This window comes from Nocardia sp. N2S4-5, from assembly GCF_044628355.1.
In the GTDB taxonomy this organism is placed as follows: domain Bacteria; phylum Actinomycetota; class Actinomycetes; order Mycobacteriales; family Mycobacteriaceae; genus Nocardia; species Nocardia wallacei_B.
In genome coordinates this window covers 2915721-2935295 of sequence record NZ_JBIUPM010000001.1, presented here as the reverse complement: position 1 = coordinate 2935295, position 19575 = coordinate 2915721, and the positions used below count along the sequence as shown (strand labels likewise).

The following is a 19575-nucleotide window of genomic DNA, read 5'->3' as shown; positions in this document are numbered from 1 at the left end:
ATCCTCTCGGCCGACGCACAATGCGAGGCGAACACCCCAGATTTCTTCTCAACGCTCGAACTGTCCCGAGGGGATCATCGACCAACGGGTGAAACTCAGCCGGGGCGAAAGGATTTCGACATCGACGAAGCTCAGCAGTGCGTTGATGGTCAACACGGTCAGGTGCTCCGGTGCAGGCGTGATCAGGACGTCGGTGTCAGTGGCGCGGACCTGGTCGGGCAGTGGGACTATCGACGGTTCCGGCCAGATGATCAGATAGCCGAGGTGCCGTGCGAGCCGTTGGACCCGAGCCTGGTCCCAGTTCGGTGCGGTGGATATTTCTGGATCTACCCACCCGAATGCCGTTGGGCGGGCGCGCATTAGGACAGCTTGGGTGCGAGCGGCGCGCTCGGGCCGGGCGCACAGATCCATGAGTCGCTACGCTGTTGTGGCGAGGTCGCGCTGATGCCCGCTGCGGCGGCGTTGAAGGCGTCGCGCAAGCCGGTGCGTTCGAGGATGCGCTCACCTTCGGCGGTGATCAGCTTCGCTCGGTCACGGATATGTCGATCGATCCCGTCGACGTGCTCGAGGTCGGGCACGATCACGGCGGCGGCGCCGGTGCGGGCCATTGCGCTACCTACTGTGGCCCAAGGTCCTTCACGGCGAGGTTCGATCTCGACAATCTCGCCGACCGTGTAGCCGAGCCGCTCGCCGAGGTCGCGCATGTCTCGCTTGTCCGCGGTCGTGTCGGCCGAGAGGTCCGGCCGGAGGAAGCAGATCGCAAGCTCAAGTGGCATAGGCCACTTGCCAAAGTATGGAAACTTTCCGGAGGGAGAGGGGGAGGGGTCAGAAATTGATCGGATACTCGAGGCGGAACGCCCAGCGTTCGGGTGGATACACGGCCTCGTCGAATTGAACCGGTTGATCGTCCGAGGCGTACATGGTCAGCCAGTACGCCAGTGCCGGCGACGCATCGGGCAGTCCGAGCGCCGTGCGCTCATACTCGGTGGCGAGTCGTGCGCACACTTGGTCTCGCGCATACGCGAGTCGCACATCGAGCGCTTCCGCGAGGTACGGCAGAGTGCCTCCTCGAATTCGCTCGGCCACCAGCAGCCGGGGTGCCACATCGGCCAGTGACGCCGGGAACCATGAGGTCGACAATTCGGTCGGCCCGGTCTTCTCGTTGCGAATGATCCGCTGGCGCTGGATGACACGTGCGCTCGCTTCCAGCCCGAGGGCGGAAGTGACGTGAGCGGGCGCGTCGACGATAGCGACCACTGGGAACTCGATGTGCTCGGCGTCGGAGTACATCGTTCCCGCCATCGCGGCGCGTGCGTATCGCTCTCGTGCACGCGGCGCCGCATTCGGTTGGCGGACGTAGGTGCCCGATCCGCGCCGTGATTCGACCAGTCCTTGCTGGCGCAGAGCTTGCAGGGCCTTGCTTGCGGTCGGCCGGGCTACGTTCCACGCCGTCGCGAGTTCTCGTTCCGAGGGCACTTCAGCGCCGGGCTCCAAGTCGCCTCGGATGATCTGATCGCGCAGGTAGCCAGCAATTTGGAGATACTTCGGAAGTACCTCTTCGATCTCGGGCAAATCTATATCCTCTACTCGAGTACCATATGCCACTAGCCAGTGTAGAGATCGCGCGTTGGGCGGCTGATCGAGAATGACAGCGATTGCGGTAGCGGCCGGTGGAGGCGGTGATGCCGTCACGGCTGCGCTTCTCGGCTCCGCGTTACCGGGTGAGGTGGCGGCGATCATGAGTTACTCGTGGGATCGGCTGATGGTCGACCCTACGCCTGGTCCCAGGTCGCGTAGCGATTTCGCCGGACTGGTCGACCGTGGTGGTGTGTGGCAGGTGTCGCCGTCGAGCGGCCTGCGAATCGGATTGTCGACGCTGCCGCGCCTCGCCGGACATCTGGACGTTCCACTGTTGCTCATGGACCTCGACGGAGGCGTGCGGGACCTGGCGCGGCAGATCCGAAGAACTGCAACAGTTTTCGGTGTGGAGGAGGTGCTCGTAATCGACGTCGGTGGCGACATCGTCGCTGTGGGGCACGAGCCGGAGCTCCGGAGCCCGCTGGCTGACTCCGCTGCGCTGGCGGCAGCGGTGTCGACAGGTATGCCTGCACGTGTGCTGGTAGCTGGGGCCGGGCTCGACGGCGAGCTGGCTCGCGAGCAGGTCGAGGATCGCCTGACGGTGCTGGGTGCGGAACATGTCGTGGATCTGACGGCCTCACACGCGCGTCGGCTGATTCCGGTTTGGTCGTGGCATCCATCCGAAGCGAACGCCCTTCTTGCCGCTGCGGCGATCGGCTGGCGTGGATTGGTCGAAACGCAGCGCGGTGCGGTCATCGATGTGACCGATCTTTCGACTCGTGTAGTCCAAGTGCCTGCTACCTCGGCGTCCGAGGCGTCGCTGGCGTCGCTGTTGACGGAGACGTCGTCGCTCGGCGAGATCGAGACAATACTGCGCGTTCGTCGCGGTTACAGCGACATCGATATCGAGCGCGAGAAAGCGGAGAGGCGGCTGGTATCGCGGATGCCCGCGCAGGATGTGCTGAACTACATTGATCGGCATGCGGTAAGCGCTGTCGCGCGCGGTGTCGATGCGCTCACGATCCGGCGAATTGCCGAGTTGGTGGGTGCGACGGATCCGTTGGCGACCGAGGCGCTACGGGACTACTTGAGCCGCCATCGACCGCGGAACTTTGCGCCACCGTTGTACCTCACAGTGCCGTCGGCTCCGATCCGGTGACTCGAGACGGCATGAACACCTTTGTGGCACTGACGGTTTCCACTCGAATCGATGGTTGCGTCAGCTGCATGTTGTAGTCGGATGCTTCACGCGGGGAGTAGGCCGAGGGTGGTCAGTTCTCCTAGGAGTTGGGTGGTGGATCCGGTGACGAAGGTGGCTCCGGCTTGGCGGGCTTCCTCATGGCGGGTGTCTGCGGGGCCGAACATACTGGTGTAGATGATGATGGGGGCGTCGATGCCGCGTTCGCGGGCGGACTCGGTGAATCGGCGGCCGGCGTCGGAGATGCGGGTGCCTTTTTCGGTGCGGCCCCAGTCCGACACGATGACTCCGTAGGGGCGGCGCTTGTCCAGGAGGGTGAGGGCCTCGTCGGTGGTTCGGGCGAGGTCGACGCGAATTCCGTTGCGTTTCAAGCGGTCTACGATGAGGGCATTGTTCAGCGGGTTGTCGTCGACCCACAGGAGTGCGGCCGTGGTGCGTTCGATCGGGCGGTGGTCCCGGGGCGGGATTGTCCACCACTGGGTGGTGCTGCTCGATGGGCCTGCAGGCTGACCGGATTGTGGATCGGTGGATGGTTCGGCCGGGCGGAACATCGGTGGCGTGCTGCGGATTTCCGGCCTGGGAGCCGAGACGGCCGTCGGGTCCGGTGAGTCGGCGTTTGCGCAGTTTCCGGCGTCCAGGGGTTCCAGTCGAATCGGCCACGTGGTTGTCGGGCGGCTGGGTACGGTCGGCATCGGCATCGGCATCGGCATCGGCATCGGCATCGGCATCGGGCTCGACAGGTGGCGTTCCGGCGTCGTCGGACTCCCCGCCGACAACCTCGTCGGAGACCCCTCGCCTAACCACGGCACCGCGTCGGCCGGTTTCTCGAAGCCGTACGGGTTGGGTCCCGCCCCGACTTGCTCGTTCGAGGAGGCGTCGCCCGGCATCCCGTACGCATACGGCGCGGGTCCCGAGGCGAAGGTCCCTCCGGGGGCCGATCACGCGAAGGATGCGGAGGACCGCCCACGCACGCTCTCCAATTCCCTGGTCAACCGGCTCAGTTGTGCCTGCAGGTCGGCGATCATGTCGTCCTGCTGCTCGCTGAGCTGTTTCATGCTGATCTCCTGACCACCGACGTTCAGCGTGAACTCCCGGCGCTCGGCCGAACGGATCACCCGCCCGACCGGACCGCGGAACATCAGCAGGGCGATCAGGAACAACACCGGCCACAGCAGAGCGGCGACGGAATTGAAGATTTCCTGCACGCGTCCCCCGAGTTGATTCGTGTTGCCCACCGGGACAACCGGTTTCGAGACATCCGGAGACTACCGGCGCGCGCCACCCGCCGCCAAGGTTCGAGGCGTCGCGACGTGTCCCGATGAGCGGCCGAGTTCGTCGGGCAGCCGCCGAACGCGGGTTCGGTGCGCCCGCCGGCACATCGGAAATTCGCGCGGAAACGCCTGGAATCTCGACGCGCCGACATGTTGTGTCCCCTGATGGCGCGTCGAACTGGACGGGCGCGTATCCTGCTGTGGAATGCTTTGCGTCATCGGCGGAAAAGCCGTCGGTGGCTGCGTTCGTCTAAGGGCGGACGGCGCACACGACGACAGCGGTATCGATCGAGGAGGTGGGTTGCTATGCGTAGTGAACCTCCCAGTCGAAGGCCGCGCGGCGTCGCCCAGATGTTCAGCCGGTAATTCGACGGCAGTCCGGGGTGGCGCCCCGCGGTGTGATCCGGTGTCTTCCTTTCCGCTCCATGCCGTAGTGATGCATGCCGTTGTGCCGAGGTTCTGCCATGTCGCTGACCGATCTGTCCGTCGCTGCCCCCGCAACCACCGCAGCCGAACCCGCCGAAACCCAGGAGACCGAGACCCCGCGCGCCGAGTCCCTGCAGGACGTCGTCGACTGCGGCCGCGTCGAGGCTACCCAGGCGTGGCTGGACGAGCATGCCCCGCACCTGATCGCCGACCAGCTTGCCCGCATGGACGCGGTCCCGGCCGGGCTGGCCTTCCGGCTGCTCGACAAGGACCGGGCGCTCGCGGTCTTCGAGGAACTCGAGCCGGTCGACCAGCAGCAGATCCTGTCCGGGCTGCGCGGTCAGGCCTTTCGTGAACTCGTCGAGGAGATGGATCCCGACGATCGCGCCCGCATGCTGCGCGAGGCCCCGGCCAAGGTCGCCAAGAAGGTGCTGGCCGGGCTGAGCCCGCACGAGCGCCGCATGACCGCCGCGCTGCTCGGCTACCCGGAGGGTTCCGTCGGCCGGTACATGACGCCGGAGGTGGTCGCGCTGCCGCGGCAGCTGACCGTCGCGCAGGCGTTGCAGATGGTCCGGGTGAAAGGCGTTGGCGCCGAGACGGTGTACACGCTGCCCGTGGTCGACCTGGGCCGTCGGCTGATCGGCATTGTCGAGCTGCGGGAGCTGGTACTCAGCGCGCCCGAGGCGATGGTGTCGGATCTGGTGGTGACCGAGCCGGTGTTCGCGCGCGCCACCGATTCGGCGGAGAAGGCCGCGCGGCTGATGCGCGAGACGAATCTGATCAACCTGTCGGTGGTCGACAGCGAGGACCGTCTGGTCGGGCTGCTGACCATCGACGACGCGGTGGAGGTCATCGAGGCGGCCGACAGCGAGGATGTGGCGCGCCAGGCCGGCGCCGCGCCGTGGGCCGGTCACTACATGGCCGCGGGGGTCTTCCAGCTGGCCCGCTACCGCGCGATGTGGTTGCTGTTGCTGCTGGTCGCGGCGACGCTGACGGTCTCGGTGACCGACGCTTTCGAGGCCACCCTGGCCCAGGCCGCGCATCTGGCGCTGTTCATCCCGCTACTCATCGGGGCGGGCGGCAACGCGGGGGCGCAGGCGGCGACCTCGTGCGTGCGCGCTTTGGCCGTCGGCGAGGTGCGGGTATCGGATCTGCTGCGGGTGATCTGGCGGGAATGCCGGGTCGGGCTGGTGCTGGGGTCGATGCTGGCCGCCGTCGGCATGGTGATCGGCGGGGTGTTCGTCAGCGCCGATATCGCCCTGGTCGTGGGCATTACGCTGATCATCATCTGTGGCTGGGCGGCCACCATCGGCGGCACTATGCCGCTGCTGGCCAAGAAGCTGCGCATCGATCCGGCGGTCATCTCCGCACCCATGGTGACAACCCTTGTCGATGCGACGGGCCTGGTCATCTATTTCACGACCGCCAAGGTCGTGCTGGGAATCTGACGGCCCGGAAGGAGTCACTGTTCCATCTCGGGCATGGCGAGGAGCAGGTGCGCGTTGGTTCCGGCCAGCCCGAACGATGAGACGGCTCCGTACCGAAGGCCGTCGCGAGGTTCCCAGGACTCGAGCTCCGACGCCAAACGCAGGCTGCTGCTGGTCCAGTCCACCTTCGTGGTCGGGGTTTCGGAGAATACGCTCGGCGCGATCCGGCCCCGCGCACCACACAGCAGCATCTTGACCAACCCGAGCATGCCCGCCGCGGCTTGCGTATGGCCGAGATTGGATTTCACCGAGCCGAGAACTGGGCCACCACGATGGTGGCGCTGCGCCGATCCGTATGTTTTCTGCAATGCCGAGATCTCGACACTGTCTCCGGCGCGGGTGGCCGCGCCATGCCCCTCGATAAGTCCCACGTCGTCAATTCCGATTCCGGCCCGCTCGATGGTCTGGCGGATCAGCCGCTCCTGTGCCGTGGCATTGGGCAGAATGATCCGCCGACCACTGCCGTTATGGTTGACCTGCGAAGCCAAGATTCTTCCGTACACCCGATGGCCCAGCTGCCGGGCGCGGGATTCACGCTCGAGAACCACTACTGCCGCGCCTTCAGCCCATACAGTTCCCGACGCTCCCTCCGCGAATGACCGGCAGTGGCCATCGGTAGCCAGCCCGTTCACCTTCGCAGACTCGAAAAATGCCGACGGCTCGCCCATCACGCAGACAGCACCCGCCAACGCCCACTCACAATCACCGTCTCGGATTGCCGCAGTAGCCAAATGCAAGGCGGTCAAACCAGATGCACATGCCGTGTCCACGCTGATCGCGGGACCGTACAAACCCAGGCAGTGCGAAATTCGGCCCGAAATTGCCGCGAGTGTCATTCCGGAACGACCCTGATGCTCGTTATATGACGCTCCGACGAAGGAGCCACAAGCCTCGCCCTCCAGTTTTCCTGGATTGATACCCGCATTCTCCAGCGCCCGCCACGCGACCCGGAGCGCCACCCACTGCTGCGGGTCCATCGCGACCCGCGCCTCCGACAACCTGATCCCGAAGAACTCGGGGTCGAATCTTGTTGCCTCGGAGAGGAATCCACCCATATCCGGCACCACGGTGCTCTTGGCTGTTGCCGCACCGACTCCGTCGAGTGGCCATCCTCGGTCACGCGGAAACGGACCGGTCAACTCACGCCCCACGGCCAGCGCCTCCCAGAGGGATAGCGAATCGTCTATGCCCCCGGGAGCCTCCACACCGATTCCCGTGATGACGATGCAATCACTCTCTGGCTCTACAGACGCAGCCATCAATGTCCTCCCGACTATTGGTTGATCCGTCATCCGATTCCGCGCGGCCCCACGTGCTTCGCTGGACGCAGTCGACAGCTCTGCAGATTCCGCCGGCCGAGACTAGCTTTCTGGATTCCGGCCGTGTTCCCAATGGTGCGGATAGAGATGCCTTTAGGAGAGGCCATGTCTCATATCGCTGATTTCATTCTTGTGGCAGAGCAGTGCCGCAGCGAGGGTGAGGAGACAGAGTGTGGCGGTCCGGCCGGGCGGCAAGGGGATCTGGCAAACTGCGGGCACGGGGACTCCGGACGGTGCGGCCGGGGCTGGGTTGCCGCGTACTCGCGGTGGACGTGCTGTACAGCACAAGACACAAGTTCTTGTGTTGCATGTTGTTTCGGTACCCCAGTAGTAGTGTTCCAGGGCGAGGGAAATCCCCGCGGTCCGGCGATGTGAGAAGGGTGAGTGAGCGGCGCGTGAAGCTGATCGACCGAGTGTCTGCGATCAACTGGAATCGGGTGCCCGACGAGAAGGATGCCGAGGTCTGGGACCGATTGGTCGGCAACTTCTGGTTGCCGGAGAAGGTTCCGGTGTCCAACGACATCCCGTCGTGGGCCACGTTGACCCCGCACGAAAAGCAGCTGACCATGCGGGTTTTCACCGGTCTGACGCTGCTGGACACCATCCAGGGCACGGTCGGCGCGGTGAGCCTGATCCCGGACGCGCTGACTCCGCACGAGGAGGCGGTGCTCACCAACATCGCCTTCATGGAGTCGGTGCACGCCAAGAGCTACAGCTCGATCTTCTCCACGCTGTGCTCCACCCGCGAGATCAATGACGCCTTCCGCTGGTCGGAGGAGAACCGCAACCTGCAGCGCAAGGCCGAGATCGTGCTCGACTACTACCGGGGCGACGACCCGCTCAAGCGCAAGGTGGCGTCCACGCTGCTGGAGAGCTTCCTGTTCTACTCCGGCTTCTACCTGCCGATGTACTGGTCCTCGCGCGCCAAGCTCACCAACACCGCCGATCTGATCCGCCTGATCATCCGCGACGAGGCCGTGCACGGGTATTACATCGGCTACAAGTACCAGAAGGGCCTCGAGCAACTGTCGCAGGCCGAGCAGGACGAGCTGAAGAACTACACCTTCGAGCTGCTGTTCGAGCTGTACGAGAACGAGGTCGAGTACACCCAGGACCTCTACGACGAGGTCGGCCTGACCGAAGACGTCAAGAAGTTCCTGCGCTACAACGCCAACAAAGCGCTGATGAATCTCGGCTACGAGGGCCTGTTCCCCAAGGACGAGACCGAGGTCAACCCCGCCATCCTCTCGGCGCTGTCGCCCAACGCCGACGAGAACCACGACTTCTTCTCCGGCTCGGGCTCCAGCTACGTGATCGGCAAGGCCGTGAATACCGAGGACGAGGACTGGGACTTCTGAATCACGGCTGTTCGTCGGGCTTTCCCGGCCACGCGCCCGGCGGCAGGGGCCTGTTCCTGGATCGGAGGTAGGCGATCCAGGATTCCGGCGTCAATGCCATCTCCACGCGGGGCTGGCCGTCACCGTAGATGTCACCGTCGAGCCGGCGGCTGATCCGCAGGCCCATGGATTCGACCAGCGATCGCATTTCCGTATTGTTCGGTCGCATCGTCATCACCACCCTGGACATGTCGTGGTCGACGAACAGCTTCCAGAACGTCTGCTCGATGAGTTTGCGTGAGATGCCCAGGCCGCGGCATGCGGACGCCACACAGATCCCGCTGACATAGCCCTCGTCCGGGGGAACGACATATCCATGGTCCTGATGGCCTACCTCGTATTCGCAGTAACCGACCACGTCGTCCGGGTGCCATGGGCCACCGTCGAGGGAAGGCGCGGAGGCGATGATGATCTGCCGCGGATTGCTCAGGAGGACGCTTTCGAGGTAGTCGCCGTCGAGCGCGCGTACCGGGCCGAACGATTCGAGCTCCAAACGGGCCAAGACTCGGGAGAGGGTATAGGCATCGCTGATGCTGGAGTGGTATGGGTCCGGGGACCAGGTGCTGACCCCCGATTGCCGGATACGCTCCACAAGGGATTCGATGGCGTGGTCGGCATGAGCGTGGAAGCGGGGCACATTGCTGGTTTCGGCGGCGTCCGGTGGGGGGTGGATCAGACGCGGGCCAGCGATGCTGCCATAGGCTAGTCCGGCGTCGGACATGGTCCGGGTGATCCGGCGACCGAGCTCGGCGGGATTGTGCGCGGCCGCAGTCTCCAGGGCGGCGGCTGTGTGTGCTTGATGGGCGGGATGCAGGGTCGGTCTCTGCGTGCTGAAGTCGATTCGGGTGAATGCCGGATTGTTCTCCAGGTAGCGGCCGAGGCTTTCCGTCAAAAGTTTCTTGGCGTCCGCAGTTCTTTCCGCGGCCCATTTGGCTCCGCCAATTTGGAAGTTGAGGTGCCGGTATTCGCGCTGTGCCGTCAGGTGCTGGAGCACTTTGGAGAACTCGTCCGCTGTGACTGTGCCGCGCTGTGCCTCCAGCAGTATGTTACGGACAATTTGCGCGTCGGCCACGGTATAGGACGGATCGGGTATGTGCCTACCGAGGCGGACGTCCGAGATGAGGTGATTCTGTACTTCGTTCCGCCGTTGCAAATAATCGGAATTACTGCGCTCGTACTCCTCGATCCGGTTGAGCAGTTCCCGGTGTCCCGGGAAGTCCGGATCGGCGGTAAGTTCGCCGCGCAGTCGTGGGAGTGCGTCCGTCCAGGCTTCGAGAGCGGCCCTGCGCTGCCTGCCGAGAACTTCTACCGGGGTTTCGGCAGCACGGGGGTCGGTGATTCCGTGGTATTCCGCTGCATTCAGTGTGTTGTACAGCTCTGCCCGCGTTCGCTCGGATGTGTCGGCCGAGTGGTCGGTCGGCGAATCGTGGGTCGACGGCGCGGGCTCGTCGTGGTCCCGCAGCGGGGACGTCTCCGCTCTGCCGGTGTCGAATTCGGGCCCGACGTCGCGTGCGATCACTCTGTTGGTCTCGTGCACCGCATGGACGTAGTCGTTGTTCTCGAATGCGGGATCTGCCGCGGAGAGATCGTTTTCCGCCACGAACCGGTGGAAGGCGGGGCCGTCGAGGGCATCGGTCGACAGTTCGGTGAGGTGCGTTCTCAGATCCTGCCCGTGTGTCGACGTGGATCCCGGCTGCGGCGGGCTCGGCCGGGCGGCATGGACGAAGACGCTGCCGGCGCCGAGCACCGCGCTCGCCGCACCGGTCGCGGCACCGGCTTTGACCGTCTCCCAGAGACTTACGCCCGAGGCGCCGTTGATGAAGCGTTCCCAGCCGTAGGCGCCGGCGCCGCCGAGGGCGCCGCCCGCGACGCCACCCGCTCCGAGGCCGAGCAGGTTTGCTTGCAGTTGCGCGGGGGCGAACAGTAGTGAGGTGCCGGGCAACCGGACACGCCTGGCCATGCGGTCGGCGCCGAGGCGGTCGGCGGCCCACTGCGACGCCCGGCCACCGGCCTTGTACCCGGCCCATCCGCCCCCTACACCGAGCGTCGTCGACTTCGCGATCGAGTTCCAGTCGATCTGGCCTACCGTTCTGGTGTGGTCGGCCAGGACCTGCCACAGCTGTGCCCCACCGTCCACGACGAGCCCCTGCCCGCCGCCGAGAATCATCGCCCGCCGGGCGGCGGCTGCTGCGGCGCCGTCTCCCGCGAGTTTCTCGACCAGCGCGCGCCATGCGGCCTGCATTGTCCGTCGTGCCGCTTGCTGCTCGGCGATGGCCTTGACCGCGCCGACTCCCGACAGCGACAAGGCCAGATCCACAGCGAGCTGAGCCGCGAGAGTGATAGCGGTGAGGGTGACGATGTGATGGCACAGTTGGACTTCGCGTTGCCCGTCCGTGACCTGCGCTCCGAGCGATTCGCAGGTGCTCGCGAGCCGGCGCATGCCGTCCGCGAGCGCGGTCGAGGCCTCGGCCAGCTTGCTTCCGGCGGCACTGTCCAGATTCGATGAGGTCGAACGGCTCAGTGTGTCGATGTGATCGGCCAGGTCCCGGGAGTCCTTCGCCGCGGTCGACCAGGCCTCGCTGACCTGGCCCAGCAGGTACTCGTCGCCCTCTGCCCAGTGGCCGATAGCGAGTTCGGTCGCCGTGTTCGACAGCAGACCCTCCGGCAGCGAACTCATCGGGTTCTTTTACCTCGTGTCACCGTTTTCGTGTTTCCGTGGCGGACCGGACCGCCAGATCGACTGCGGCGCGGCCGACTTCGTGCACGACCGCGTTATAGACGGGCCCCGGATTCGTGTTGACCGCGGAGAGTCGCTCCGGGTCGGCGGCCCACCTGCGGTTGAGCACGATTGTCTCGATATCCGTCGAATTGCACACGGCCAGCACCACATCCGGCTCCTCGAGTTCGGCGATGCGAACGGCACGGAGACCGAGCGTGGGAAACGCGTCGAGCAGGTCGTCGACGGCCGCCGCGAACTGCCGGACCGCGGCTTCGTCGACGTGCGGTGCGTCGAAGCCCGTGACCGCGATCCCTCGTCGCGCGGCCAGCGCCTCGGCGATCAGTACCCGTGGGTCTCGGCTGGTGGATACCGCGGCGCGGGCCCGGCGTGTGCGTTCGGCCCGGTGGGCACGCCCCGCCGGCAGGCGGGACGACGGACGCGGCTGCCCGTCGGGCCCCGACCAGGGAGTGGTGGACGTGCCCGAAAGCCGAGACCACGGGGTGCCTGCCGCACCGCCTCCGCGGGCCTGCTCGTCGCCCGGAACTCGCGTAGCCGCTCGCACCGGCGGTGGCGCGACCTGCGGCGGGCGGTCACTGAGGGCTGTCGGTTCCTCGACGCCGGGAGTCGGTGTGGCAGTTCGCGGCCTCGGAGGTGATGGTGGGTTTGGGGTTTCGGGCCCGGCCGCCGCGGTGGCAGCCTGGGGAGAAGCCGCCGCAGAAGGGGATTCCGAACGGTCGCAACGAGTTTCGTCGGCGGGCCGGGGCGGCGTGCCTTCGGCCACCGTCGTGTCGGTGCCGTCGCGCGTGCCAGGCGCGTCTGGATCGTCCGTTCCGGCCGGGTCGGCGGTGGGTTCGATTGCCGTGTCCGTCCGATATCGAGGCGGCGGCTCGTCGTCGCGCCTGCGGCCCGATACCTCGCCCGTCGCGGCTATTCGGCTCGCGGCATCTACGTCCTGGTCGTCGTACCTGCCCGAGGCGCCGGTGACAGCGTCGCCCAGGTCGCGCAGCGCCCGCATGACTTCGCGGAACCCGGAGACGGTGCGATCGGCGTCCGGTGTGTAGTTCACGGCGAACTGTTTTCCCGGTTCGTCGTCACCCCAGCACGGACCCGCCTCGGCCAGAGCGTCGGTGAGCCGGTCGAATATCTGTTGTGCCCGGTCGGCGGCATCCAGGAATGCGGCCCCGTGCGCTCGCAGCCCCCCGGGATCGACATGTAACGACTCGCCCATGACGCGCCGCCATGCTTACGAGCCGGTCCGGTCGGGTTGCGGTGAGGATAACTGCCACAACGATTCTCGGAGGTCGCGCAGGCTCGCATTCGGTATCGGATCGGGCAGTTCGGTGAGGGATTCGGCGGAATCGGCCAGGACCGCGGTGATCTCCGCAACGTATCGGAGGGCTTCGTGCGCCGCCCGGTGGGCGGTGTCGGCGATGCTGCGGCTCAACGAGTCCGGGCTCCCGGTGCGGAAAGCATCCCTTGCCAGGCGGACATCGACCACGGATCCCGCGGCGTTGACCGTCACATCCACCGAACCGTCCGGCGAGGACACCGTCGATCGGTAGGCGCCCAGCTGTGCGATGACATCGGGCAGCGCGGCGCGGATCTCGTCGTGCCGGTCCAGAGCGTCGGCGATCCGCCGCCGCAGCTGTTCGATGGACTCGCCAGGGCTGTCGTCGAAGCTCATGATGTCACTCCCCATTCGGCTCGCGCTGAATTCGATCGATGTGCTGTCGGACTTCTGGGGGATTAGACGGCGTTCGGCGGCAATCGGTTCCGTGGGGGCGCGGCGACTACATCGGCGCGAGGCGCTGGGTGAACAGCGACGCACCGGCGGCATTCCGGAGATCGACGGTCAGTTCACGGCTGGCGCCGTCGATGCGGACCTCGCCGAAGTGCTGGTACCCGTCCAGCGGTGAGGAGTTCTGGACCGGCGGGGCGTGCACGAAAACCGCTGTGGGGCCGAAGGTTCCGTCGAGGTCGTTGGGGCCGAAGGCGCCGGCGTTGAGCGGTCCCGACACGAACTCCCAGAACGGGTCGAAGTCGGTGAACGCGGCGCGCTCCGGCGAATAGTGGTGTGCCGCGGTGTAATGGACGTCCGCGGTCAGCCACACCACGTTGGTGACCTTGTTCGCCTTGATCGACGACAGCACCCGGGCGATCTCGGTCTCGCGGCCCGCGGGGGCGCCCGGATCGGCGTTGGCCGGACCCTCGAAGGCCGTGGTGTCCGGCTGCTCGCCGTCCTTGACCACCAGGCCCAGTGGCAGGTCGTTGGCGACGATCTTCCAGGTGGCGCGGGAATCTCGTAGTCCGTCGATCAGCCATCGGGTTTGCTCGGGGCCGAAGATCTTTCCGTCCGGGGCGCGGTCGGCGTTGTTGGTGTCCTTGTAGGTGCGCATATCGAGGACGAACACGTCCAGCAACGGTCCGTAGGAGATCTTGCGGTAGAGGCGGCCGTCCGCTGCCTCGGCCGGATCCAGTGGCATCCACTCGCGGAAGGCCTGCCAGGACCGCTGGGCGAGCACGTCCATGCTCCGCTCGGTGTAGCCCTTCGTCGCGGCGACCTGCCCGCCGGGGTACCAGTTGTTGACCGTCTCGTGGTCGTCCCACTGCACGATCTGGGCCACCGCGGCGTTGAAGCGCCGGTAGTTGTCGTCGAGCAGGTTGTAGGCGTACTGGCCGCGGAATTGCTCGAGGGTCTGTGCCACAGCGCTTTTCGGCTCGGTCACCACATTGCGCCAGATGCGGCCGTCGGGTAGTTTCACCGTCTCCTGCAGGGGGCCGTCGGCGTAGACGGCGTCGCCGGAGTGCAGGAACAGGTGCGGGTCGCGGGCGGCCATGGCCGAGAAGATCCGCATGCCGCCGAGGTCCGGGTTGCTGCCCCAGCCCTGGCCGACGACGTCGCCGGACCACAGCAGCCGCAGATCCGAGGCCGTAGCGGGCACGGTGCGGAAGACGCCCGTCACCGCCTCCGAGGTGGCGCCGTTGTCGCCTTCGAGGGTCACCCGATAGTGGACCTGCTGTCCGGCGGGCAGCCCGGCCAGGCGCAGGCGACCGGTGCCGTCGGTCGCGGGAGTGAGCAGCGGGCCTTCGAAACGTCTTGTGTCGGTGAAGGATTCGGTCGCCGACGTCTCCACGATCAGCTTCGCCGGTCGGTCCGACCGGGCCCAGATCAGCGCACCGTCGCCGCGGGGATCGCCCACCGCCACGCCGTGCGTGAGGCTCGGCCGCTCCCGGACCAGCCCGGGGCCGTCTGAGCATGCCACCAGCGCCGGCGCCGCGACCAGCCCTACCGCGCCGGAACGCAGCAGTGTCCGCCGGGAGAAGCCGGGACGCGGGCGATGCTCAGCCATGCCTCAGCACCTTGCTCGAGTCGGCGCAACGAAACTTGAACGGTGGGCGACCGCCGGGCCAACTTTCGACCAAGCGACTGCCGGTGGCCCGGCTTGAGCGGACACGATTCGCGGCCATACGGCAATTCTCGCCACCTCCGCGCGGATCGTGTCCGCGTAGACCGGGCGGCAGCCGGTAGGACAGTATCGAGGGATGACCGATGCGCCGATTCTCGCGGGAGTTCCGGGCTCGTTTCCCTACAGCGTGTTCCACGAGCGCCATCCGAAGCTGATCGAGCGGGTGATCGATGCTCACCCGTACGGGCAGGCCGAACAGACGGCGCTGCGGAAGTTGCTGGCCGAGAGCGTCGCGGGGGTGATCGAGCCGCTGCGGACCGACGCCGCCGACGGTCCGCGGTGGGCGGAGTGGGGGCGGGACCTGTGGGGCAAGCCATGGGGTGAGGCCTCTTTCCTGTGGGCCGAGAGCTACTTCTACCGGCGGCTGCTGGAGGCGGTCGGGTATTTCGGGCCGGGTGTGTGGCGCGGCATCGATCCCTTCGGGCCGACCAAAGCCGCGGAGCTGGCGAGCCCGGCCGTCGCCGACGAACTGCGCGCACTCGCCGACCTGGCGGAGGTGCCGGACGAGAAGAAGCGCGATGCCCTGCTGGTCTCCGCGCTGTGGGGCAACCAGGCCGACCTCGGATTCCAGCTGGTCGCCGGTTCGGGCGCCCGCGATGATCGGCTGCTGGTCGACGACAGTCCCGTGCTGTGGACGACGCTGGCCGCCGCCACGGACCCCGACGTGTGCCTGATCGCCGACAACGCCGGTCGCGAACTCCTGCCCGATCTGATTCTCGTCGACTACCTGCTCACCAGCGGCGCGGCCGCCCGGGTGACGATCTACCTCAAGCCCCAGCCGTACTACGTCTCCGACGCGACCATGGCCGACCTGTCGGCCGCGCTGCGCGTCCTGCGCGAGAGCGCCACACCCGCGGCCCGCGAGGTGGGGGAGCGGCTGTGGCTGGCGATGAACGAGGGCCGCCTGGTGCCCCGCACCCACGAATTCTTCTGTGCCCCTTTGTCATTCCACGAACTGCCCGAAGACCTGTCGGTCGAGTTCGCCTGCGCGGCGATGACGATCCTCAAGGGCGACCTGAACTACCGTCGCCTGCTCGGCGACCGCGACCGACCGCCGACCGCCTCCTTCGCCGACCTCACCGCCTACTTCCCGTCCCCGGTTACCGCACTGCGCACCCTGAAGTCCGACGTCGTCGCCGGCCTGCCCGCCGACCGGGTGGTCGACCTCGACGCCACCGGCCGCCCCTGGCGCACCAATGGCGAACATGCCCTCATCCAGGCCCGCTGACCCACCTCGACCAGCCGTTTCGGCGAATCCGGACCATCGTAAGACGTGTCATGAACCTCGGGTTAGTATTCGAATATGCGTTCGAACGAGGATGGTGAGTTACCTCGGACCGAAGGCACGGAGCCCGAGCTGCAATACCCGAACGAGACCGGCTACTACTACCGGGCGCTCACCTATCCGCCGCGCCCGGTGTGGGTCCGGCTCGACGCGATCCTGCTCCGCGATCCGGGGATGCCGCGCCACGTCAACGGCGCCGGGCTGGACATGACCGGCGAGCGGCCCGGCACGCTCACGCATTGGGTGCCGACCCTCAACGGGGACTGGCTGGGCCGGGTCAATTTCTCGATCCCGTACGCCGACGGGCGTCCGGCGCTGCATCTGACCGACCAGCTCGTGCCCGCCTACGCGCTGCGGCCGCGCAAGAGTTCGCCGGCGGGCGGTGCGCGCCGGTAGCGGCTCAGTCGGTGACGTACCCGTTGAGCGTCTTCTGCAGGTCGGTGAGGATCGCCCGGGCCGCGGTGACGCCGGTGCCGTGCCAGATCGGATCCTCGACGGCGAATTCGCGGCGGTCGACGACGGCGCCCAGCTTCTCCCAGTACTTGCCGTCCATCACCTTCTTGCCGTGGCGCTCGCCGTCGGGGCCGTCGAACATCAGATAGATGATGTCGCCCTCGAGCTTGTTGCGTTCGGCGGGTTCGTCGAGCTCGCCGACGGTGAACGACGCGCCGCGCTGCGCGGTCGGCCGCTGCACGCCCGCGTCGGCGAGCACCCCCGCGGCGAAGGTGTCGTCGCCCAGCACCTGGATGTCGTCGGCGGTGAAGCGGATGACCGAGGCCTGCGAGAGATTTGCTCCGATCGCCGTGCCGGTCTCGCGGGCCGCGGTCAGGTAGTCCTCGAGCACCTTCGCTCCGGCGTTGCCGCGTCCGAGGGCGTCGGCGTAGGCGCTGAAGACCGCCTGCCAGCTGCCCGCACCGGCGGTGACGGTCGGCGCGACCTGGCGCAGCGCGTCGGCGTTGCCGTTCCCGGCCGCGCCGAGAATCAGATCCGGGTGCAGCGCCGTGATCGCCCCGACGTCGGGCGCGCCGATGCCGCCGACGCTCGGGATCTTCTGAATGCCGGTGCCCATATAGGCGGGCTGCGGGGTCGGCCCGGCCGCGGTCGCCGCGCCGACCACCCGCTCCCACAGTCCCAGCGCGCACACGGCGTCGAGCGCCGCGGTGTCGAGGACGACGATGCGCTGCGGATCCGCGGGCACCTGCGTCGTGCCCGACGGCTGGGTCACGCTGCGGGTTCCGGATGTCCGGTCCGGCGCGGACGGCAGCGCGCAGGCGGTGCGGGTGTCGCGTTCGATGCCGACCACGGCGGCCCCGGCGATATTGGTGGTGGTGCGCACGATGCTGGCGTCGTCGTGGGTCCCCTGGGCGCAGCCCGTCAGGAGCGTCACCGCGGCGGCCGCCGCCAAGCTACCCGCGCGCAAACTCCGAGCGTGGCGGTGGTTGCGCGCAATCGCGTTTCGGGGGGAGTCGACCTCGCTCACCGGCATGCGGGAAGGGTACACAGACCACCCGCGCGGCCCCAACGACGACACCGCGACCAGTCGATTACGACAGAGAGTAGGACCGGGCGCGATGCCCTGTGACAGCACGGTTTACGATGCGTCGTAGCGCATTGTCGAGAGACAACCAGCTACAAGGCCATACCTAATGGAGGATCAGTGACTGCTGTAGAGCCCCAGCCAGTCCCGAAGTTGGAAGCGACTCGGCCGTACCCACCACGTCTGGGGCCGAAGGGGTCGTTCGTCTACAAGGCGGTCACCACCACCGACCCCAAGGTGCTCGGTGTCATGTACCTGGTGACGGCGATGTCGTTCTTCATGATCGGCGGCGTGATGGCGCTGCTGATGCGTGGCGAGCTGGCGCGTCCGGGCCTGCAGTTCCTGTCTCCCGAGCAGTTCAACCAGCTGTTCACCATGCACGGCACGATCATGTTGCTGTTCTACGCGACCGCGATCGTGTTCGGCTTCGCCAACATCGTGCTGCCGCTCCAGATCGGCGCACCCGATGTGGCATTCCCGCGCCTGAACGCCTTCAGCTACTGGCTGTACCTGTTCGGCGCCACCATGGCCACCGCGGGCTTCATCACCCCGGGCGGCGCCGCCGACTTCGGCTGGACCGCCTACACCCCGCTGTCGGACATCGTGCACGCGCCCGGCGTCGGCGCCGATCTGTGGATCATGGGTCTGGCCGTGTCCGGTCTGGGCACCATCCTCGGTGGCGTCAACATGCTGACCACCGTGGTCTGCCTGCGCTGCCCGGGTATGACGCTGTTCCGGATGCCGATCTTCACCTGGAACATCGCCGTCACCAGTGTCCTTGTGCTGCTGGCCTTCCCGATCCTGACCGCCGCGCTGATGGCGCTGGCCTACGACCGGCACCTGGGCGGCCACATCTACGACCCGGCCAACGGCGGTGCGCTGCTCTACCAGCATCTGTTCTGGTACTTCGGTCATCCCGAGGTGTACATCATCGCGCTGCCGTTCTTCGGCATCGTGTCCGAGATCTTCCCGGTGTTCAGCCGCAAGCCGATCTTCGGGTACACCACGCTGGTCTACGCCACGCTGGGCATCGCCGCGCTGTCGATCGCGGTGTGGGCGCACCACATGTACGCGACCGGCGCGGTGCTGCTGCCGTTCTTCTCGTTCATGACGTTCCTGATCGCGGTGCCGACCGGCGTGAAGTTCTTCAACTGGATCGGCACGATGTGGAAGGGGCAGTTGACCTTCGAGTCGCCGATGCTGTTCTCCGTCGGCTTCCTGGTCACCTTCCTGTTCGGTGGTCTGTCGGGTGTCATCCTGGCCAGCCCGCCGCTGGACTTCCACGTCTCCGACTCGTACTTCGTGGTCGCGCACTTCCACTACGTGCTGTTCGGCACCATCGTGTTCGCCACCTTCGCGGGCATCTACTTCTGGTTCCCGAAGATGACCGGTCGGATGATGGACGAGCGCCTGGGCAAGTGGCACTTCTGGGCGACCATGGTCGGCTTCCACACCACCTTCCTGGTGCAGCACTGGCTGGGTGCGGAGGGCATGCCGCGCCGCTACGCCGACTACCTGCCCACCGACGGGTTCACGATGCTGAACACGATTTCGACCATCGGCGCCTTCATCCTGGGCGCTTCGACGTTGCCGTTCATCTGGAACGTCTTCAAGAGTTACCGGTACGGCGAGGTGGTCACGGTCGATGATCCGTGGGGTTACGGTAGTTCGCTGGAGTGGGCGACGACCTGTCCGCCGCCGCGACACAATTTCTACGAGTTGCCGCGTATCCGGTCCGAGCGTCCGGCGTTCGAGTTGCACTATCCGCACATGATCGAGCGGATGCGCGCCGAGGCCCACGTCGGCTGGGGCTCGAAGCCCCACCACGTCGAGGAACTCGACAAGGTTTCCAGCTAGTCGGGATCGAATCCGCGGCGGCCGTCGACACGAC

Annotated in this window: 17 protein-coding genes; 6 read left to right on the top strand and 11 right to left on the bottom strand. The window is 66.7% G+C overall.

The window, feature by feature from the left end; translation table 11 throughout:
- Positions 1-48: 48 nt before the first annotated feature.
- The 3 genes from ACFMRZ_RS13160 to ACFMRZ_RS13150 are packed head-to-tail and all read right to left on the bottom strand — an operon-like array spanning position 49 to position 1740.
- Complete coding sequence (locus tag ACFMRZ_RS13160) at positions 49-360, bottom strand: hypothetical protein (RefSeq protein ID WP_400179373.1); 312 nt, start codon at positions 358-360, stop codon at positions 49-51.
- Positions 360-776, bottom strand: a complete 417-nt coding sequence (locus ACFMRZ_RS13155) for a hypothetical protein (protein ID WP_400179372.1) — start codon at positions 774-776, stop codon at positions 360-362. Before ACFMRZ_RS13155 ends, ACFMRZ_RS13160 begins: the two co-directional genes overlap by 1 nt.
- Before the next feature lie 49 nt (positions 777-825).
- Positions 826-1740 (bottom strand): GntR family transcriptional regulator, encoded by a 915-nt coding sequence (locus tag ACFMRZ_RS13150; RefSeq protein WP_400179371.1) that lies wholly within the window; start codon positions 1738-1740, stop codon positions 826-828.
- On the opposite strand from ACFMRZ_RS13150, the gene ACFMRZ_RS13145 reads away from it, so the two are divergent.
- Positions 1646-2737 (top strand): DUF1152 domain-containing protein, encoded by a 1092-nt coding sequence (locus ACFMRZ_RS13145; protein ID WP_400179370.1) that lies wholly within the window; start codon positions 1646-1648, stop codon positions 2735-2737. The two genes, ACFMRZ_RS13150 and ACFMRZ_RS13145, sit on opposite strands and share 95 nt — an antisense overlap.
- An 86-nt stretch (positions 2738-2823) precedes the next feature.
- Here the strand turns inward: ACFMRZ_RS13145 and ACFMRZ_RS13140 are convergent, their stop codons facing one another.
- Together ACFMRZ_RS13140 and ACFMRZ_RS13135 are read right to left on the bottom strand one after the other, a co-directional pair.
- Positions 2824-3147, bottom strand: coding sequence for a hypothetical protein (locus ACFMRZ_RS13140; RefSeq protein WP_400179369.1), 324 nt, complete (start codon positions 3145-3147; stop codon positions 2824-2826).
- Between the two features lie 567 nt (positions 3148-3714).
- Positions 3715-4011: a hypothetical protein gene (locus tag ACFMRZ_RS13135; RefSeq protein ID WP_400179368.1), complete on the bottom strand. Its 297-nt coding sequence runs from the start codon at positions 4009-4011 to the stop codon at positions 3715-3717.
- Positions 4012-4511: 500 nt separating this feature from the next.
- Between ACFMRZ_RS13135 and mgtE the strand changes: the two genes are divergently transcribed.
- The gene (gene mgtE, locus ACFMRZ_RS13130; RefSeq protein WP_400179367.1) at positions 4512-5921 is read left to right on the top strand and encodes a magnesium transporter; all 1410 of its coding nucleotides are present in this window, start codon (positions 4512-4514) and stop codon (positions 5919-5921) included.
- Between the two features lie 14 nt (positions 5922-5935).
- Here the strand turns inward: mgtE and ACFMRZ_RS13125 are convergent, their stop codons facing one another.
- Complete coding sequence (locus ACFMRZ_RS13125; RefSeq protein WP_400179366.1) at positions 5936-7219, bottom strand: polyketide synthase; 1284 nt, start codon at positions 7217-7219, stop codon at positions 5936-5938.
- A 455-nt stretch (positions 7220-7674) separates the two neighbouring features.
- Between ACFMRZ_RS13125 and nrdF the strand changes: the two genes are divergently transcribed.
- Positions 7675-8637: a class 1b ribonucleoside-diphosphate reductase subunit beta gene (gene nrdF, locus ACFMRZ_RS13120; protein WP_400182848.1), complete on the top strand. Its 963-nt coding sequence runs from the start codon at positions 7675-7677 to the stop codon at positions 8635-8637.
- 1 nt (position 8638) lies between these two features.
- On the opposite strand, the gene ACFMRZ_RS13115 is transcribed toward nrdF, so the two are convergent.
- From ACFMRZ_RS13115 to ACFMRZ_RS13100, 4 genes are all read right to left on the bottom strand, one after another.
- Positions 8639-11116 carry a GNAT family N-acetyltransferase gene (locus tag ACFMRZ_RS13115; protein WP_400179365.1) on the bottom strand — a complete coding sequence of 826 codons (2478 nt, stop codon included), beginning with the start codon at positions 11114-11116 and terminating at the stop codon, positions 8639-8641.
- A gap of 256 nt (positions 11117-11372) precedes the next feature.
- Positions 11373-12623 carry a WXG100 family type VII secretion target gene (locus ACFMRZ_RS13110; RefSeq protein ID WP_400179364.1) on the bottom strand — a complete coding sequence of 417 codons (1251 nt, stop codon included), beginning with the start codon at positions 12621-12623 and terminating at the stop codon, positions 11373-11375.
- Positions 12624-12638: 15 nt separating this feature from the next.
- Positions 12639-13079 (bottom strand): YbaB/EbfC family nucleoid-associated protein, encoded by a 441-nt coding sequence (locus ACFMRZ_RS13105; protein WP_400179363.1) that lies wholly within the window; start codon positions 13077-13079, stop codon positions 12639-12641.
- A 106-nt stretch (positions 13080-13185) separates the two neighbouring features.
- Positions 13186-14745 carry an alkaline phosphatase D family protein gene (locus ACFMRZ_RS13100; protein WP_400179362.1) on the bottom strand — a complete coding sequence of 520 codons (1560 nt, stop codon included), beginning with the start codon at positions 14743-14745 and terminating at the stop codon, positions 13186-13188.
- Positions 14746-14938: 193 nt separating this feature from the next.
- Between ACFMRZ_RS13100 and ACFMRZ_RS13095 the strand changes: the two genes are divergently transcribed.
- Together ACFMRZ_RS13095 and ACFMRZ_RS13090 are read left to right on the top strand one after the other, a co-directional pair.
- Positions 14939-16090, top strand: a complete 1152-nt coding sequence (locus ACFMRZ_RS13095; RefSeq protein WP_400179361.1) for a damage-control phosphatase ARMT1 family protein — start codon at positions 14939-14941, stop codon at positions 16088-16090.
- A gap of 75 nt (positions 16091-16165) precedes the next feature.
- The gene (locus ACFMRZ_RS13090) at positions 16166-16543 is read left to right on the top strand and encodes a hypothetical protein (protein WP_280362563.1); all 378 of its coding nucleotides are present in this window, start codon (positions 16166-16168) and stop codon (positions 16541-16543) included.
- A gap of 4 nt (positions 16544-16547) precedes the next feature.
- Here the strand turns inward: ACFMRZ_RS13090 and ACFMRZ_RS13085 are convergent, their stop codons facing one another.
- Positions 16548-17633 (bottom strand): ABC transporter substrate-binding protein, encoded by a 1086-nt coding sequence (locus tag ACFMRZ_RS13085; protein WP_400179360.1) that lies wholly within the window; start codon positions 17631-17633, stop codon positions 16548-16550.
- 171 nt (positions 17634-17804) lie between these two features.
- Here ACFMRZ_RS13085 and ctaD point away from each other — a divergent pair, with 171 nt between their 5' ends.
- Entirely contained in the window at positions 17805-19541 is a 1737-nt protein-coding gene (gene ctaD / locus ACFMRZ_RS13080) for a cytochrome c oxidase subunit I (RefSeq protein WP_400179359.1), read from the top strand.
- The last annotated feature ends 34 nt before the right edge of the window (positions 19542-19575 follow it).